Source organism: Edaphobacter sp. HDX4, from assembly GCF_036877565.1.
Taxonomy (GTDB): domain Bacteria; phylum Acidobacteriota; class Terriglobia; order Terriglobales; family Acidobacteriaceae; genus Edaphobacter.
Genome location: NZ_JAEDXW010000012.1, coordinates 1 through 18641, shown reverse-complemented (window position 1 = coordinate 18641; position 18641 = coordinate 1). Strand labels below are relative to the sequence as shown.

The window sequence follows — 18641 nt, the reverse complement described above, 5'->3', positions numbered from 1 at the left end:
AGTCTATCCCGCTGCCTGTAAACTGAATATGAAAAATGTTTATTGATGAAGCAAAAATTCGCATAAAAGCCGGGGATGGCGGGAACGGCTGTATGGCCTTCCGGCGCGAGAAGTTCGTTCCCCGTGGGGGTCCTTCCGGGGGCGACGGCGGTCATGGCGGCGACATCATGATGACCTCGTCGCTCAGCCACAATACTCTCGTCCACTTCCGCTTCAATCCCGAACATAAATCGGGACGCGGGGAACACGGCATGGGCTCGAACATGTCAGGACATGCAGGCGACCCGCTTCTGCTTCAGGTTCCGGTCGGGACCGTGGTGTACGACCAGGATAGCGGGGAGCTGGTCCACGACTTCACCCGGCCAAACGAGACCATCATTGTTGCTCGCGGAGGCCGCGGGGGACGAGGCAATCAGCACTTTGCGACCAGCGTTCACCAGGCTCCACGCGAGCATGAGTTAGGGCGGCCAGGCGAGGAACGCCATCTGCGCCTTGAACTTCGTCTTCTGGCAGATGCTGGCCTCGTCGGCTACCCCAACGTCGGCAAATCCACATTGATCTCGCGGCTTTCCGCTGCACGACCGAAGATCGCAAACTATGCCTTTACCACGCTCGAGCCCAACCTCGGCGTAGTCAAAGTAGGGGACTGGCCCCATCAGCAATCCTTTACCATCGCGGACCTGCCGGGACTGATCGAAGGTGCGCATCTCGGCGCCGGCCTGGGAATTCAGTTTCTAAAGCACATCGAGCGCACAAGCGTTATCGTCCATCTTGTAGATGTGTCGGATGCAAGTGGTCGGCCCGACCCGGTCGAAGACTTCAAGGTCATCACCGAAGAACTTGCAAGCTTCGATCCCGAGCTCCCGAAGCGGCCTACCATCGTCGTCGCCTCCAAGGCGGACGTAGCCAATCCGGATAAGCTCAAGAAGTTGACAACTTATGCCAAACGGCGCAAGCTTCCTCTCTACACCATCTCTGCCGTCACGGGTGAAGGACTGGAGCCGTTGAAGTACGCGATCGCTGAAGCAGTGGCCGAACACCGTCCTGTGATCCTGGAGACCGCCCCCGAACCTGCAGTCAAATTGAAGCCTGCCTATCCTCCGCCGGCTGCTTCTGCCCGTCGCAACCGACGCTAGAAGATTCTAAGAACGCCGGGATCGATCTGAGCCGAGCTGAAACTGCCGTTCTCGTATCTGGGTATGGTGAAATCGTCGTTGCGGAGGGTGCAACGGAGAAATCTTTACCGGAAGACGACTTTTTTTTGAATCCTTGCGAGCTTCTAAGGCAATTGCCGTACGACGGCGATCGGATTCCGGTCTTTAATCTTTTCACTGGAAATTCATTTCTCCCTATTTAGAGCACCTACAACGTAACGCAGTGCCGGTGGATTGCATCATGAGTGAATCCAGAGGACATTCCTACCGTTTTTCCGGAGGTTTTATGCGCAAGTTGCACGGCTGTCTGTTCCTCCTCCTGCTGTCTTTTCCAGGTTCGACCCTCTTCGGTCAGACCGTGGACACTTCCATTCTCGGATCCGTCACGGATCCGCAGGGATCTGTCATTCCCGATGCAACTGTGGTGGTTCACGCAGACGCAACGGGACAGGAGAAAACCGTCAAAACAACCGGTGACGGTCAATACCGTGTGCAGTATCTTGTACCGGGTCTTTATACCGTTACGGTTAACGCTGCTGGCTTCGCGTCTTCCACACGAAGTGGAATTCAGCTGGCTCTTTCACAGCAGATTCACCTCGACGTGGCTATGTCGCTGAGCGGAACAGCGCAAACAGTCGACGTGACCGCCACACAGCCTCTGCTGCAGAGTGAGAATGCAGCTCTGGGGACCACGGTCGATACCAACCGCACTGTGAATCTCCCCTTGAACGGACGCAAGTTCAATGATCTTGCGGTACTTACCCCGGGTGTGAGAATTTCGAACCCCGATAACCACTCATCCTCAACGGCTGGGTCTACGATTGCCTCAAACAGCGGTCGCGGTGACTGGGGAGCGGTTCAGGTCGACGGAATCGTCATGACCAATACCCGGTCGGCTTATGTAAACAGCTATCCTTCGGTCGATGCGATTGAGGAGTTCCGCGTCCAGACGGGAAACTTCTCCGCAGAATACGGTTTCTCCGCTGGAACCAACATCAATGTTCAATTGAAGAGCGGAACGAACAACTTCCATGGCAGCGCCTTTGAATTCATCCGCAACGATGCCGTTGACGCACGCAATTACTTTCGCAATGCTCCGCTGAAGAAGAACGTGTTGAAGCAGAACCAGTTTGGCGCCACCCTGGGCGGTCCCATCTTCCGCAACAAGACCTTCTTCTTTGCAAGCTATGAAGGCCTCCGCTCCATTGCAGAGACTCCGGCGCTCAGTAAGGTGCTTACGACTGCCGAGCGCAATGGCGATTTTTCTTCCTTCGCTGGCCAGCTTCGAAACCCATATACGGGTGGAACCTATGCAAATAATCAGATCCCGGTAAACGCGGTCTCTAAGAACATCATCGACACCTACATGCCGCTTCCGAATGGAAGCTTCGCAGGCGGGCAAAACTACTCCGGCGTAAGTGTCGGGAATCAGTCGAACAACCAGTACATCGGGCGCCTGGACCACAGGTTCAACGACCACAACTCCATCTTCATTCACTACATCTACAGCAACCGCAACTTCCCGGATACGGACGTCAATCCGAACTTCCGTTACACCGGAACGTATCCGATGCACAACGCTGCACTGCAGTACATCCACGTCTTCTCTCCGTCGCTTGTGAACGAGGTCCGCGCCGGAGTCAACATGGAACACGTCAAGCAGCTGAGTGTGCGCACGGGCACGGGCTTCACCATCGAGTCGCTTGGAATCAACGGCTTCCTCGTGGGCGGACCTAACGGCAGGCCGCTGAGCCCCAATGAAGAGGGTTTCCCTCTTCTGACGATCTCTAACTACCTCGGAATGGGCGACTCGCGCGCCTCCTCCAACCTCGACTACAGCAGAACCTTCATGGTGGCCGATAACATTACGCTCACCAAGGGTAAGCACACGCTGTTGTTTGGAGCGGATATTCGCAAAGTTGCCGGCAACGCCACAACCAACAACACTCCTTTTGGACAGGAGAGTTTTACTGGCGATGTAACGACCTATGCTCCGGCTGACTTCATGCTTGGGGTTCCGCGGACGTCGGTCACGCCAGAGGGCGTTCCGATTACGGCAGCCCGGCAGTGGAGGACCGCCGAGTACTTCCAGGACAACTACCGGATGAACGACAAGCTGACGTTGAATCTTGGCATTCGATACGAGATCTATGCGCCTCCTGTTGATACCAATAATGTCTCTCGCACGCTGGACTTCAGCCAGACTCCACCTGTACTTACACCCGCTCCCGGGCAGCGGCTCAACAATATCTGGTCCATTACCCATAAGGATATTGCGCCACGGGTGGGCTTCGCCTACAGTGCCACTCCAACGACAGTCATCCGCGGCGGTTACGGGATTACGTACTACGGGGGTCAGTTCGACAACATCAACATTCTGCAGTTGAATCCTCCGACCGCAGGAAGCCTGACGATCACGAACCCCACTCTCAATCCCATAGCAACCATCCAGACTCCGGTTCCCGCAGCCCTCTATCCAAACCCGCCCTACTTCAACGTGGTAACGATGCCGGCGGATCGGCACAGACCTGATGCGATGATCCAGACCTGGAACGGTACGATCGAGCAGCAGTTCGGCCGTGCGGTGCTGGCAACCTCCTACGTTGGGACCAAGGGGACCAACCTGGACACCAGCATTCAATACTTCAACTCGCCGCTGCCTGGCCCGGGAACTATCCAGCCGAGGCGACCCTACCCGACGTATGCACGAATCCGCGCGCTCGACTTCACGGGTGCTTCGAACTACAACGCTCTCCAGGAGCATCTGGAGTGGAGAGTTAACACGCAGTCGAACATTACTGTCTCCTATGTGTGGTCGCACATGTTCGACAACCAGGGTAACTCCACCAACACCGGAGGTTGCACCTGTCAGGACGTACGGCACCCACATGAGTGGGCGTCAGGTACGAACGATCAGCGGCATAACCTGGTGGTCGCTTATGTTTACCGTTTGCCCGACTTCGCCACGACCAAGCTTGCCGGATTGGGAGCTAACGGGTGGACGCTCAACGGTCTGATCAGTCTGGCCAGCGGAAACCCGGTGAACGTAACCCAGAGCACCGATTCACAGAACGTCGATAACCCATGGCAGAGACCAAACATTGTGGCGGGAACCAATGCATATGTCGCCAACAAGTCTGCTGTGAACGGCTGGTACAACCCGAATGCCTTTGCATTGAGTGGATTCGCCTTCGGAAACACTCCGCGCAACTACCTGGTGGGACCGGGAACAAAGACGGTCAACGTATCGGTCATGAAGAACTTCGCAATGCCATACGCAGACACACACAATCTGCAGATCCGGTTCGAAGCCTTCAATGCCCTCAACACGCCGCAGTTCTCGAATCCGAACTCCTCCTATTCGCCGACAAACTCTTCCTTTGGGCAGATCTCGTCGACGAAGATCAACAATCGCGAACTACAGCTGGCTGTGAAGTATCTGTTCTAAGCAGCTCCGAAGAACCCGAGAACGCAGCTTCGAAATTCGAGCGAGATCTCTGAACGGCAGTACAGGATGCCCCACTCATGCAGATGGCATGGGTGGGGCATCCTTTTGCACTGAAGGCCAGCATCCATCTCTCCCGACATGATTCAGGAAACCTGCATCCTAAATAAAGAGCGTCATCGATCAGGACCTCGATACAGCCAGGAGGTAGTCATATGAGTGATTCGAAAAAGTGCGCACATCCAACCTGTAGCTGCATGACACAGAAGGGCGAGGATTTTTGCAGCACCTACTGTGAAAGCATCAAGGGAACAACCGAGATTATGTGCAAGTGTGGCCACTCGGGCTGCAGGGGCGACGTTACGACTTAGTGGGCACCTGGGGAGGGTGGCGCGCTACCTGCGGAGCATCCGATTCGCGCCGCCCTATTCCGCTCGAAGCACTGCAATCGGATCGACGGAAGCCGCCTTTCGCGCGGGTAGAAAAGCAGCAAGAAGTGCAACCAGTGCAACCAGCGCCACGGCTCCTCCCAATACAAGCGGATCAGATGGAGTAACACCAAACAGCTGACTGCGCAGCAGGTGCGCTGACGCAACCGCCAGAGGCAATCCCACGAGCACACCCGTTCCTGCCAGCCGGAAGACGTCTCCGAGGACGAGGCCAGAGATTGCAGTTCGAGATGAGCCCAGGGCGATGCGGATTCCAATCTCTTTCGATCGCTGGCTCGTGGTGTACGCCAGAACTCCATAGAGCCCTACTCCAGCCAGCGCGGTAGCGAGTAGGCCGAAGGTGGTCGCCAGCAGTTCGATCATGCGTTCATTCCGGAGATCCTCATCCACCTGCGCATCCATCGTGCGCAGATTGTCGATCGCCAGCATAGGATCAATCGTGGTTATGGAGCGGCGGATGGAGGCGAACATGGTCGTTGGCGCGACATAAGTCCGAACATAGAAGTAGATTGCGCGGCTCAGGTCCGTACCTTTCGCCTGTTCCAGCGGCATAAACAGGGCTGGTCCCGCAGGTTCTCGAACCTCCGCACGATGGAAGTTTCGGACGACGCCGATTATCTCCATATCGAAGAGAGGATTTGAGGGGGCGCCATCAGCGACCCTCTGTCCAACCGCCTTCTGAGCTGAACCGAAGTATCTCTTCGCCAGTGCCTCATTCACCACCGCGACCTTCGGATGCTCCGCGTTGTCCATAGCTGTGAAACCGCGCCCAGCGATCAAAGAGACTCGCAGGGTATCGAAGAATCCGGTACTTACGTTTGCTTTGTCGATCACAACGTCTTCTTCTGGAGCCGCCTTGTAGCCCGCGAAGGTCATGTTTCCGGAGTGGGTCTGGTCAGCCAGTAGCGGACTGTTTGCCGCTCCAGTCCCTTCCACGCCCGGCAGAGATTTGAGTGCATCGAGCACACGTAGTTGTAGGGGCGAGATGCGCTCCGGAACGTAGCCCGCAAGCCGCGGCGCCAGGCCAAATCCGATGACATTGGCAGTCTTGTATCCCATATCTACCGAACGCAGCTGATCCAGAGTTTTTACGAATAAACCCGCGCCGACCAGCAGCAGGAGACTCAAACCGATCTGCGAAGCCACGACGATACGGCGGAAGCCGAGCGTTCCACTGGTGCTTGTAGACGGCTGGGTTCGCAGGGCCTGCGCTAGTTGCGGGCGGAGTAGCTGAACCGCCGGCGCGAGGCTAAAGAAGAGACTGACGATAATCGAGACTGCGAAGTTGAAGAACAGCAAGCGCTGGTCGAGCGCAACCGCAAAAGGACCAAGGCCGTCCTCACCCGCGAGCCGCTGCACCAGAAAGCGGATCACGGCTGGGGCTATCAGTATCCCTACAAGGCCGCCGCCCACACCGATCAGAAAGCCCTCCAGAAGAAGTTGCTGCACAATGCGGCCGCCGCGCGCTCCCAGCGCGTACCGCAGGGAGAACTCCTTCAATCTCCCGGACGACCTCACCAGAAGCAGGCTGGCGACATTGACCGCCGCAATGAGAAGCACCAGGAAAGCCATTCCCATGATCGCGAGCAGCGGCGTCTGGAAGCTTTTCCGGTTATAGGAAAATCCTCGTGCGGCGGGCTGTATCAGGAGATGGCTGTTCGTCAGATACTCATCGACAAATCTCTGTGAGCTTGTTCCCAGATTCCGCAGCTCGTCTGCCCGCAGAGCATGCCACAGTGGCGCGCTCATTGCCTCTGCCTGTCTGGTCGTGACGCCGTCCTTCAGCCTGCCGATGATGTTAAGCCAGCGGTCTGTGTGATCGTTGAGCCGTTTTCCTTGGCCGGGAACCACCTGGTCGAGCATGGCCATCGGGACGAAGAGCGCCGGTGTCTCACCCCAGACTGCGCTGCGAAATCCCTCTCGAGCGACGCCGACGACCCTGAAAGGCTGCCCATTGAGCGAGATCGTCTCATTGATCACCGAGGGGTCGGAGTTCATGTGCGCACGCCAGTAGTCGAAGCTCAGAACTGCCACCGGCGCTGCTCCCGCAGTCGTATCCTCTACCTGGGTGAACACACGGCCAAGCGCGGGCCTGACGCCCAGCAATGTGAAGTAGTTCCCGCTTACCACCTCAGCCTCAGCAAACTCCGAGACCTTGGCGCGAGTAAGATCCACGGTCGCCTTCGACGTGGCCAGCAGGCCCTCGAATGCCGCGTCCTTATCCCGGAGATCGCGATACATGGGATACGAGAAGTAGGAGGCTATTCCACCTCCGTGACTGCTGGTGTGGCCACGCCATGCATCGCCGGTACCCTGCAGGTAGACCAGCTGTTGCGGCTCAGTCACTGGCAGGGCTCGCAAGAGCGCCTGGTCGAGCAGAGAGAAGATCGCGGTGTTTGCCCCTACGCCGAGGGCCAGCGTCAGAACAGCGGTAAAGCCGAAGACCGGGGAGCGGCGCAACTGCCGCACGGCATATCGCAGGTCGCTCAGGATGTTCTGCATCATCGACGTCACCTCGGGGTAGAAAGCTAACCTATCAGCGTCCTTGCACGCAGACGTCCAGCGTCCCACGATGTGTTTTCAGCGATTTAGACGCGGCGATGCCCCACAAACGTGTCCGGATCTGTACTGTGTTGTCCGATAACGAACAGCATCACCTCTCTACTCCGTTCTCAAGGCCTCAATGGGATCGATCCTCGACGCTCTTCTTGAAGGGATCCAGCAGGCCGCGAGCGATATCGCCAGCAGAAGGCAGGGGACTGTGGTGAAGGTCATCGCGTCCCACGGGGTAATTCCATATAAGAGGCTTCCCGTAAGACGTGCCCCCGCCAAAGCAATGGGGATTCCGACGAGAATCGCAATCACTGCCAGTCGCAGGCCCTTTCGGATCACCATCGTCTGTACCTGTTGGGAGCGTGCGCCCATGGCCATCCTCACGCCGATCTCTTTGGTACGCTGACTGACCGAGTAGCTCATGATGCCGTAGAGGCCGATTGATGCCAGCAGGACTCCAGCAATACCAAACACAACGAAGAGAGTTCCAACCAAGCGCGGCAGGAAGAGCGCGTCATGGATATGCTCTTCCATCGTCTGAACGTTGAAGATAGCGAGCGAAGGATCAACGGAGTGGATGACATCCTGCATCGCCTTTATCAGCGGAGCGGGATCGCCCTCATAGCGGGTCATTAAGGTGTATCCATCCTGCGAGGGATCGCTCGCCACATTCTGGTAGATGGAGCGATACAGCACTGGCCGTTGCCGTTCGCCCAGGGTGCGCGATTTTGTATTCTTCACCACGCCCACAATCTCGTATCGCACTCCCGCCCCGTTTACGATGTGACCGACGGGATTTGCGCCATCGAAGAATCTCTTCACGAACTCTTCGTTGACGATTCCTACCTTCTGGGCGGAGGGATTCTCATCTCCAAGGTCCCGTCCAGCCACACGCGGTATTCCAAGCGTCTGGAAGTATCCCGGTCCGGCCATGTAAAGCTCAACCACATTTTCTCCTCGCGGCTTTGGCATTCCTGGAACCTGGAAGCCATCACTGCGATGGCCCATCGAGAGCGGAACGCCATCGGTGGTGGTTGCCGATATGACTCCCGGCAACGATGACACCCTGCCAAGCACTCCCCTCAACAGGTTGACCGTACGTTCAGGAGTGTAACGATGCAATTGAGGATCGATGGCCATCATCACTACTCCCCTCGAGCGGAAGCCCACATCTATCCTGGCCGCATGCTGCAGGCTTCGCAGGAAGAGACCCGCAGCACATAGCAGCGTTAAAGACAACGTAATCTGCGTTGCCACCAGCAGATCGCGGAGGCTCCATCGTCGGCCAGAAGACGCGAGTACATCCTCACCCTTCAGCGCATTCGAGATCCGGGGTCGCGACGCCGCCCAGGCTGGAACCAGACCAAATAACAGGCCAGCCGCAAGACTGAGAAGAAACGAGTACGCCAGAACGCGCCAGTCAACCTGTACGCTGAGGTCCATCGCAATCGGTACCGGTAAGCGGAACGACGACAGTGCATAGGTCGACCAGAGCGAGAGCAAAACTCCAGCACCTCCACCTGCAATCGCAATGAGCATGCTCTCCAGCAGCATCTGTCGCAAGAGCTGGCCCCGCGTAGCTCCCAACGACAGTCGCACCGCCATCTCGCGCTGTCGCTGTGCGGCCTGGACCAGCAACAGCGTTGCGACATTTGCGCAGGCTATGCACAGCACCAGCAAAGCGACCGCCGACAGGGCCACAAGAAAGAGCATGAACGACCGTTTGTCACGGGCCGGTAAAGAACCGGCCCGTTCCACCATCAGACCGTTGTCTTTATCGGTGGCCGGGTTCGCCCGGGCCATTCTCTCGGCGATAGCATCCATCTCTCCGGCAGCCTGCGCCTGTGTCACCCCCGGTTTGAGGCGCGCAATCGTTCGCAGCCACTGTGTCTCTCGTGATTCTTCTTTGGGCGAGTTTGCCACCAGCTCCCCGAGATCACCCAGCGGAACCCAGAACTGCGGGTCAAGGATCTGATCCATCCCATGGAATCCAGGAGCCGCCACACCCACCACTGTGTACGGGTGTCCCGATACGTTGAGCGGTTTTCCGACGATCTCCGGATCACCTTCAAACTTCTGCTGCCATATGCGGTAGCCAAGGACGATAACCGGCGCTCTCTCTTCGTCGGCAACGAATCCTCGCCCTGCAGCCATCTTCATCTGAGCCACATCGAAGTAGTTCGCGCTTGCGGCCTGACCCCAGATCCGGTCCGGCTTGCTGCCGCCGCCGATGGATGCCGGAACCAGTTCGTCATAGGCAGCTACGCCGGTAAACGATTGCGCCATATGCTGAATGTCACGAAAGACCGGGGCCGGAAGATTGTTGCAGCACTGTCCATGCTCATAGGTTCGAAGGATTGAGACCAACGTCTTCGGATCGCCAACCGGAAGTGGCTTCAGGAGGAACTTGCTCACGATGGAAAAGATGGTGGCATTCGCCGCAATTCCAATCCCGATGGAGAGCACCAGCACCGAGACCAGACCACGCATTCGCGAGAGCCGCCTGAGGGTATAACGCAGATCGGCCCACAGCCTCTCTGCACCTGCCTCCCATCCAGCGTTCCACACGCGATGCTTTATGACCGCTGCACTTCCGGCCTCTGCACGCGCCGCCCTGGCAGCATCCTCGTGGTTCGCTCCGCGGCGCATCTTTTCGTGCATCGATTCCTCAAGGAAGGATCGGAGTTCTTCGTCGATTTCGGCATTGCGCATATGCTTGTTTCGCAAAGCCCACATACCTGCACGCAAACTCTTCATCAAGCTCATGGCTATGCCTCGAGGATCTTGTGAATCGCCGCAATCTGTCGATCCCAGGTCGCTGTCTCACTCTTCAGTGACTTCCGCCCCTTCTCGGTGATCGCGTAGTAGCGGGCACGGCGATTGTTCTCTGTCGCCTTCCACTCGCCCTTGATACGCCCGGAGCGCTCCATCCGGCTGAGAGCGGGCAGGAGCGAACCTGGATTCACTCGGAACGCACCCTCACTGATCTGTTCCATCCGCAATGCAATCCCGTAACCGTGCATCGGCATCAGGCTCAGGGTCTTCAAAACAAGCATCTCCAAAGTCCCTTGCACCAGTTCTGTAGGCTCATCCTGCATGGTGAAGCTCTCCTCTTGATTGTCAAGATGTAGCCGCTTTTCCTCTAGGCCGTCAAGGGGAATGTGACGAGCGCATGTCCTTTTGTCATAAACGAGTTCGGTATCTTGTTGTCCTTGCGCGCGACAAAGAATCCAGACAACCTCTATCGCCGCATGTGCAGCAAAACAGGGTAATAGATCGGGTTCGTATCGTCGCAAATTCAGAGATCTTCGGAAGTGCTGCGCTACCCTGAGTTAAGAGGCCCTCCCATGAACCGTTATCGTATTGTATTTGCTGCTCTTATCGCTTTTTTTCTCGCCCCCCTTGCCGCTCCTGCACAGATTGCTCTCTATGCCGGTTTCAGTGGCGCTCCTCTCAGTGGAACAACGACGAACTGGGCGTTCGGGCCACTCTTCGGCGCATACAAGCAGACCGGATATGCTGCCAACATCGTCAGTATCGGTGGGGATGTTCGCGCTTCATTTCTGTCGCGCGACAACTTTCACTTCTACACCGGGGCTGCCGGTCCACGGGTGGCATTCAAGCTTCCCGTTCTCCCGTTTCGTCCTTACGTCGAAGGATTGGTAGGAGTGGGAAATCTGGAAACAGACGGCCGCAACTCCAGTAATCATTTCAACTACCAGGTACTCGGCGGCCTCGACACAACGCTGCTTCCGCATCTGGATTGGCGTGTGCTCGAATTCGATTACAGCGCTGCGTCAAGTCAGTCCTTCAACGCGAAGATTCTTACGACCGGGCTCGTCCTTCGACTCTGGTGACGAAGAGCAGAGTATTCTCGGTCGAGGGTGAGGCATGCGTGTAGCGCTCTTCGGCGGAACCTTCGACCCACCCCATCGGGGTCACCTGAGCGCGGCAACCGCAGCCGCTCAGGCCTTTCAGCTGGATACCATTCTCTTCGCGCCCGTCGGGGTGCAGCCTCTCAAAGAAGGAAGCACCGCTACGCCCTATGCAGACCGGCTCGCGATGGTGGAGCTGGTCTGCGCTATCGATCCGCGTTTTCAGGCTTCCGTCATCGATGCTCCCCGGCCTGACCACTCCCCGAATTACACCGTGGACACCCTTGCCACACTTCAGCGTCAGATGCCAGGTGCAACGCTCTTTTCCATCGTTGGTGCGGATAGCTTTCTCTCGCTTCCACAGTGGCGACTGCCGCATCGCCTGCTTGAGCTGGCCGAGTGGATTGTAATCAGCCGCCCTGGATCGACCCTGGACAACCTATCCGCCCTGCAACTCACTCCGCAGGAAGCAGCCAGAGTTCATCGCATCGACACCGTGCACGAGGATGTATCCGCAACAGAACTGCGAAGGCGCCTCTCCGCCGGGGAGGACTGTACTGGGCTGCTTACCCCGGCGGTGGCAGCGTACATTCGTCGGCATGGCCTCTATCGCGACTCCTCTGGAGAAGACGGTCTGCGGGAAGGCCCTTAGATTTTCTGCCTTTGCTTCAGGCGACTGGCATCCTGGAAGACGACCCGATACCATGGAGGATCAAGGAGCCGCATGCCCTCAATCGAAAGCAACCAGTTACTTCTGACCGCGTCTGCGGCCGCTGAAGACAAAAAAGCAGAAGAGATTCGCATCCTCGCACTGGATCCAGCGGAGAGCGGCCTGGCCGACTACTTCCTCATCTGCAACGGCACCAACGACCGCCAGAACCTCGCCATTTCGGACGAGATTGAGATACGTCTGAAGCACGAGTTCGGTGTGTATCCAAACTCTGTCGAGGGGCGACGCCAGGCCGAGTGGATCCTGATGGACTACGTCGACTTCATCGTTCATATCTTCTCGCCGGAGAAGCGAGCCTTTTACGGCCTGGAGCGCTTGCGCAAGTCGGCCACGACCCTTTCGGTCGATGAGATCAGCGCGGACCTGAAGGCCCAGATCGCCGCCTCGCGCAAGACCGCGACAAAGACTCCCACGAAGGTGGCGAAGAAGGCTGTCGCTAAGAAGACACCAGTCAAAGCGGCTCCAAAGAAGAATACGATCAAGAAGACAGCCGCTAAACCAGCCGCAAAGAAGGCTCCTAAGAAAGCCCCGGTGAAGGCTAAGAAGACAGCTTCGTCTCGCTCCACTCGATCATAATGACCATCTACCTCGGCGCGGTTACCGCTCGCGGCGGACGCTCGAAAGCGTCTGCTGCAGCGAGCCTGACCTGGGAATACGTCGAGCGAGCTTCACGCTACACAGCAGTTGAATCCATTCACTTCTCGGATGAACGCTCTCTCTTTACATGGGTTGATAAAGGGAAGGGTCGTACCGACTGTTTTGTCATTCTGCTCGACTCCGCCGGCCAACAGCATTCGTCGGAAGAGATCGCTTCCGTTCTGACAAAGCTGCGCGATGACGGCAAGCAGCGGGTTCTACTTGCCATCGGTCCCGCGAGTGGGTGGTCGGAAGACTCTCGCAAGCGAGCCAATCTACTGCTCTCACTTGGCCGCATCACCTTGCCGCATGAGCTCGCCGCGGTAGTTCTGGCGGAACAGATCTACCGCGCTCTCACCATCATCGCGGGCCACCCCTATCACTGCGGCCACTGATTGCCACGGAAGCAAAAAGAGGACGCTTCGAGAGCGTCCTTCTTTTTGGTATCGCGGCTGGATCAGAAGCTGTACTTCAACAAGAACCGCAATTGACGGCCTCCAGAGTTCGTCAGTCCATAGTTCAGGAACGTGTCGTTTCCATAGAGGGGATCGTTGATGGCATCACTGATCAAGGTTGATTTGACCGCATAGCCGGGTTGGTTGGTGAGCGCATGATTGAAGACGTTGAACGATTCCGCCCGGAAATCGACCGCGTGGGTTTCGAACAGTTTGAAGGTTCGCTGGATCGACATATCCCATTGCTGATTCGTCTTGCCATAGGTCGAGTTGCGGCTGACCGTACGACCTTGCGTGTACAGGGAAGCTGTCACCCAGTGCACCTGGTCCAGGCTGACCGGATGGCAGTCATCGGCTGTGTACCAGGCTGCCGTTCCATCGCAGTAAGTACCGGTTGGCAGGTCGAAGAGATCGCCGGGAACTGCCCACGAACTTAGCGGAGCCTTCCGATTCGCCAGTATTGGCCTGTCGTTGGCGATTCCATCTCCATTCCAGTCATAACCGATCTCTACGTTGACTGGGCTTCCACTGTAGACAGAGGTAATTCCTGAGAACGTCCAGCCGTTAACCACTGCCGCAGCAGCCTTGGCATATCCTTCCGCATGCCACGTCGGTGGGGTATAGAGATACGTCATCGAGAACACATGCCGGAGATCGAAGGCAGATGGCGCCCACTCGAGACCGCGCGGATTAGGGTACTGGCGCTCCGCATAGGTGGACCAATTGCCATCATTGGGCGTGAAGAGCTCTGATCCGGTATCCAGGGACTTTGAGTACGTGTACGTTCCGCGGAACGTCAACCCCTGTCTCAGCTTGTGCTCCAGAGTTAACTGGCCGGCGTGATACATCGAATCGTTGGTGTTGTCTTCGCGGATGATGCGGCCACGGCTGGAGATCGCCCGTGTCACGGATCCGGGAAGCGTGGGATTGAACTCCGTCGTTGCGTATTGATGGACTCCACGATTGCCGACATATGCAGCCGAGAGGACGAAGGATGCCGGCAGTTCGCGCTGAACTCGAAGATTCCACTGATAGTTCTCAGGATCGACAAGATTGGAGGCGATGACGTTCGCCGTGTCGGTCGGGAGCGGATTCTTATTCGTAATCCGGTTCAGAACGCCCGACCAGTTTCTTGTTCCACGATCAGCAGTACTGCTCCTGATCTGCTTGGAGGCTGCATTGGGTGCGCTGCCCTGAATGTTGTCGATGATGTTGGTGAAGATGTGCGAGTAAAAGAGCCCGAAGCCACCGCTGATGACCGTCTTTCCATTTGGAATGGGAGACCAGTTGAAGCCAAGCCGCGGTGCGATGTTGTTCTTATCCGGAACCTGCTTCACATTGCAGAGGAAGCACGCCGGATCATTCGAGTTGAAGGCCGGGTACCCGAGATAATTAAACGGGGCGCCGTTGTACTCGTATCTCACCCCGAGGTCCACCGAAAGATTCGGGCGCAGCTTCCAGGTATCCTGCGCATAGTAGTTCTGAGACCAGATCTCTGGGCGCGCCACGGGATTTCCAAACGTGATGGATGCCAGGCTGCTATCAGTTCCTCCAAAGTCATCGATATAGTTGGCGAGCGCGCGGTATTTCGCACCCGCGACCTGGTCGGTATACGGAACGGTGCCGTAGAAGTTGAACGGCACCTGGTCCCGAACCCGGATATCCGAGACGTCGAACCCGAACTTCATGAAGTGATTGCCGCGCGTAACGCTGATCGCGTCCTGCAGAACATAGGTGTTCTGATAGCGTCCCTGCGGAACGCTGGTCGGGATTCCATACCCTGTAATCCCGCTGATCGATACCACCGGCTCGACCGAAAGCGGGTTTGCCTGTGTCTCTGGACGGAGAAAGAAACCGAAACCAATGCGGCTCCAGTTCAGCCGCACTTCATTCAGCACGTTAGGCGAGAAGATGTGCGTCTCCGTAATTCCCGCGTTACGGGAATCTCCGGACTGCATGGTGTCGAAGCCGGGCAGTTGATCGGGAAAGTTGGTCGTATCATACGGAGTGCTCGATGGGCTTTGAATGTAACGGAGCTGCAGCTTGTCCGAGGCGGAGATGTTTACATCCCCTTTGGCGATCAGCTCATAACCGTTCGTCTGGTTGCCCAGACTCCGCTGTACACCGGCGAAGTCAACACTTCCACGGTCCGATCCCGTCGCAGGGTCAATTCCCAGTGGAATCGTCTTCGCATAGTTGGGATTGACTCCCCGAAGGGTGCCATAGGCGGCCAGGAGCGTCGCAACGCGCGGATTGGATGAGAACTGCTGAAGCTTTGCAAAGCCCGCATCAGTTGGAACCGTCAGGATACCGAGGTTGGCCGTCTCGCGGCGGTGATCCCATTGGGTGGAGACAAAGAAGAATGCCTTGTCGTGAACGATCGGACCACCGATACGAAACCCGTAGACGTTCTCGCGATACTTCGCCTTGGGGTTGCCGTTCAGAACGTCGTTATGATCGGTCGCATCCAGAGAAGAGTTGAACAATCGATCCCATACAGCGCCGTGGAACTGATTGGACCCGCTCTGGTAGATGAGGTTCGAAACAGAGCCGCCGTGTCCGAACTCCGCCGAGAACGAGTTCAGCAGGAAAGTCACCTCCTGCACTGCCTCGGTGTTCGTAGGCTGGAACGCCTGGCCGTGGATTCCCTGGTCGTTGTTGTCCATACCTTCGATCAGGAAGTTGTTATCTCTCGGCCGGGCCCCATTCACCGAGAACGAGGTCCCGTTGGTCAGGTCCACCGTCTTTACCGCGGCTACGCCCGGTAGAGTCGTCGCCAGAGCATAAGGATTCAGGCTGGAGATCGGCAGCGTCTGGATCTCTTTCATATTGAGCGTGTTGCTCAGCTCACCGCTGTCGGTACGGAGAAGTTCGGCATCAGCTGAGACATCAACAGATACAGCCGCACCACCAACCTGCAGCACGAGGTTGACGGAGGTCACGACCGAGCTGGTCACATGGGCGCTGGGCGCAGTCGTCGTCCCAAAAGTATCTGCGCTGGCCGAGATCTTGTAGTCGCCGGGTAGAACGGCCTCGATGCGATAGGCACCCGTGCTATTGGCGGTGGCGGTACGAGTATCGTTTGTCTGCAGGGAGACAGCCGTGACGGTAGCTCCCTGCACCGCCGCTCCGGAGGAATCGGTAATCGTGCCGGCGATGGTTCCTTGCGGAGTCTGGGCTGTGACAGGTAAAGCTAAAAAGCAGGTCCCCAAGAGCAACAGGCAAGTGCCGAGCCTTTGCGGGAGAGAACGAATCAGAGAGTGAATTGCGCGCATGTATATTCCTGTCCTCAGCCAGAGGGTGAAGTAATGTCGGAGGGCATTCTGGACCTGCGACCTAAATCGACAGTAACGGAAGAGGTTACTTTAGTGTTGCAGCTAAATTAGATTTAGCAATTGTATTGCCATACTTAGTACGCATTTGAGACGCGGATGTTCTTTGAAGTTGAGACTTTTAATAGGCCAAATCTTAGTGGATATGGATTTCTGGATTCGGTGTGTAAACGATACCCTAATCTCATATCTGGAGGAAGTTGAGGGTTGGATGCATTCGTTGGGCAGCCGACTTATGTTCTTATTTGTCTATGACTGAAACCTCTCGTCGTGGACTCGTACTCGTCAACACCGGCCCCGGCAAGGGAAAGACCACGGCTGCGCTTGGCACGGCACTTCGTGCTGCGGGTAATGGGATGCGGGTTCTGATCCTTCAGTTCCTCAAAGGTTCCTGGCACTATGGTGAGCTGGACGCGATCCAGGCGCTTGGCACCGCGCTGGGATCGGCCGAGGATCCGGCCATCGTCATTCGCCAGATGGGCCGAGGTTTCGTAAAGGTGGGCGGGGCCGAGACGGATCCGGAGGATATTCGGCTGGTAGAAGAGGCCTGGGGCGAGGCAGCCTCCGCCATCCTCTCCGGAGAGTGGGACCTGGTCGTCCTCGATGAGATCAACTACGCCATCGGATACAAGATGCTCGACCCCGAGAAGGTCGCCGAGATCCTGCGTCAGAGACCTGAGATGGTCAACGTGATCCTCACCGGCCGCAACGCTCATCCGACGCTGGTCGAGTTGGCCGATACCGTGACTGAGATGCGCGAGGTCAAGCATGCATACCAGAAGGGAATTCTCGCGCAGCGCGGCATCGAATTCTAGCGTCGGAGAAGTAAGCGACGATTCGGTTCGATGAGCATCCATCAAACATGAATAAACAAGTCCCATACGAGGATCACGGGCTGGAAAGGTTCGAAGGCGAGGGTTCACCTCCGATCCTTGTTGCGTCAGAGAAGCCGGGCTATGTTGAGACCAGTGGCGCCAGAATATGGTTTGCTGCGTACGGGTCGGGAACGCCGGTGATCATGCTGCACGGCGGCCTGGGCCATAGCGGGAACTGGGGTCACCAGGTAAACGCACTGGTCGAAGATGGCTACCGCGTCATCCTGATCGACAGTCGAGGTCACGGGCGCAGCACACGCGACGAGCGTCCGTTCTCGTACGAGCTGATGGGAACCGATGTGCTCGCCGTCATGGACACTCTTGGGATCGCGAAAGCTCCCATCATTGGGTGGAGCGATGGTGCCTGCACGGCGATGGTACTGGCCGCTCAACAACCCGCGCGGGTCTCCGGAGTCTTCTTCTTCGCCTGCAACATGGATCCCAGCGGGACCAAGCCAATCGATGAGCTGCCTCTTGTCGTCCGGCGTTGTTTCAACCGCCATGTTGCTGATTATGCTGAACTCTCAGCCACGCCGGATCGGTTCGAAGAGTTCCATGCGGCGGTAACCCGAATGATGCAGACAGAGCCCAACTTCTCCGCGGATGACCTCGCCCGTATCCGTGTGCCCGTCACGGTCGCGATCGGAGAGCAGGACGAATTCATTCGCCGCGATCATGCGGAGTACCTAGCTCGTACCATTCCTGATACGAAATTCGTTCTCATGGAAGGCGTGAGCCACTTCGCTCCATTGCAGCGGCCCACACTTTTCAATCAAACGATGTTGGGATTTCTTCGCGACCTGCACCTCTGAGGGAGATTCCGGCTGCAGCCCTTAGCTGCTCAGATCTCCAAGGTGCTTTGGTTTAGAAGTAAGCAAACTTTACTTCGACTGTGAGTTGCCTTGCGACGGGTTTGCCGTCAGCCATGGCTGGCTTGAAGCGGTATCCCCGGACCGCATCCGTCGCATTCTGGTCGAAGTCCGGGCGCAGGCTTCGGATGATGTGCACATCCTGCGGCATACCCTGTTGATCGACCGTCAGCCCAACCAGGCAGATTCCGCTCAGGTGAGCTTCCTTTCCTTTGGCCGGGTATTCGGGAGCCTTGCTACTGATGAGGACAGGCATGCTCAGATGAGC

13 protein-coding genes are annotated in these 18641 nt (G+C 57.0%); 8 read left to right on the top strand and 5 right to left on the bottom strand.

Features of this window, described 5'->3' with window-relative positions:
* Positions 1-35 precede the first annotated feature (35 nt).
* Together obgE and JAO29_RS12690 are read left to right on the top strand one after the other, a co-directional pair.
* Entirely contained in the window at positions 36-1136 is a 1101-nt protein-coding gene (gene obgE, locus JAO29_RS12695) for a GTPase ObgE (RefSeq protein ID WP_334268595.1), read from the top strand.
* Positions 1137-1440: 304 nt separating this feature from the next.
* On the top strand, positions 1441-4602 hold the full coding sequence (locus tag JAO29_RS12690) for a TonB-dependent receptor (protein WP_334268594.1): 3162 nt from the start codon (positions 1441-1443) through the stop codon (positions 4600-4602).
* 422 nt (positions 4603-5024) lie between these two features.
* Here JAO29_RS12690 and JAO29_RS12685 read toward each other — a convergent pair whose 3' ends face one another.
* The 3 genes from JAO29_RS12685 to JAO29_RS12675 form a co-directional block, all read right to left on the bottom strand.
* The gene (locus tag JAO29_RS12685) at positions 5025-7553 is read right to left on the bottom strand and encodes an ABC transporter permease (RefSeq protein WP_334268593.1); all 2529 of its coding nucleotides are present in this window, start codon (positions 7551-7553) and stop codon (positions 5025-5027) included.
* A gap of 156 nt (positions 7554-7709) precedes the next feature.
* On the bottom strand, positions 7710-10367 hold the full coding sequence (locus JAO29_RS12680; protein ID WP_334268592.1) for an ABC transporter permease: 2658 nt from the start codon (positions 10365-10367) through the stop codon (positions 7710-7712).
* Positions 10368-10369: 2 nt separating this feature from the next.
* A complete protein-coding gene (locus JAO29_RS12675) occupies positions 10370-10699 on the bottom strand; it encodes a PadR family transcriptional regulator (protein ID WP_334268591.1) in 330 nt (109 codons plus the stop codon).
* Positions 10700-10948: 249 nt separating this feature from the next.
* On the opposite strand from JAO29_RS12675, the gene JAO29_RS12670 reads away from it, so the two are divergent.
* The 4 genes from JAO29_RS12670 to JAO29_RS12655 all read left to right on the top strand — a co-directional run bounded on the left by JAO29_RS12670 (position 10949) and on the right by JAO29_RS12655 (position 13237).
* Positions 10949-11458, top strand: coding sequence for a hypothetical protein (locus JAO29_RS12670; protein ID WP_334268590.1), 510 nt, complete (start codon positions 10949-10951; stop codon positions 11456-11458).
* A 34-nt stretch (positions 11459-11492) separates the two neighbouring features.
* Complete coding sequence (nadD, locus tag JAO29_RS12665; RefSeq protein WP_334268589.1) at positions 11493-12128, top strand: nicotinate-nucleotide adenylyltransferase; 636 nt, start codon at positions 11493-11495, stop codon at positions 12126-12128.
* 72 nt (positions 12129-12200) lie between these two features.
* Positions 12201-12782: a ribosome silencing factor gene (gene rsfS / locus JAO29_RS12660; protein ID WP_334268588.1), complete on the top strand. Its 582-nt coding sequence runs from the start codon at positions 12201-12203 to the stop codon at positions 12780-12782.
* Entirely contained in the window at positions 12782-13237 is a 456-nt protein-coding gene (locus JAO29_RS12655; RefSeq protein ID WP_334268587.1) for a 23S rRNA (pseudouridine(1915)-N(3))-methyltransferase RlmH, read from the top strand. Before rsfS ends, JAO29_RS12655 begins: the two co-directional genes overlap by 1 nt.
* A gap of 62 nt (positions 13238-13299) precedes the next feature.
* Here JAO29_RS12655 and JAO29_RS12650 read toward each other — a convergent pair whose 3' ends face one another.
* Positions 13300-16572, bottom strand: coding sequence for a TonB-dependent receptor (locus JAO29_RS12650; protein WP_334268586.1), 3273 nt, complete (start codon positions 16570-16572; stop codon positions 13300-13302).
* Between the two features lie 308 nt (positions 16573-16880).
* Between JAO29_RS12650 and cobO the strand changes: the two genes are divergently transcribed.
* Together cobO and JAO29_RS12640 are read left to right on the top strand one after the other, a co-directional pair.
* Positions 16881-17444 carry a cob(I)yrinic acid a,c-diamide adenosyltransferase gene (gene cobO / locus JAO29_RS12645; protein ID WP_334268585.1) on the top strand — a complete coding sequence of 188 codons (564 nt, stop codon included), beginning with the start codon at positions 16881-16883 and terminating at the stop codon, positions 17442-17444.
* Positions 17445-17491: 47 nt separating this feature from the next.
* Positions 17492-18316 carry an alpha/beta fold hydrolase gene (locus tag JAO29_RS12640; protein WP_334268584.1) on the top strand — a complete coding sequence of 275 codons (825 nt, stop codon included), beginning with the start codon at positions 17492-17494 and terminating at the stop codon, positions 18314-18316.
* A 52-nt stretch (positions 18317-18368) separates the two neighbouring features.
* Here the strand turns inward: JAO29_RS12640 and JAO29_RS12635 are convergent.
* A partial coding sequence (locus tag JAO29_RS12635; RefSeq protein WP_334268583.1) for an energy transducer TonB occupies positions 18369-18641 on the bottom strand: 273 nt, incomplete at its 5' end.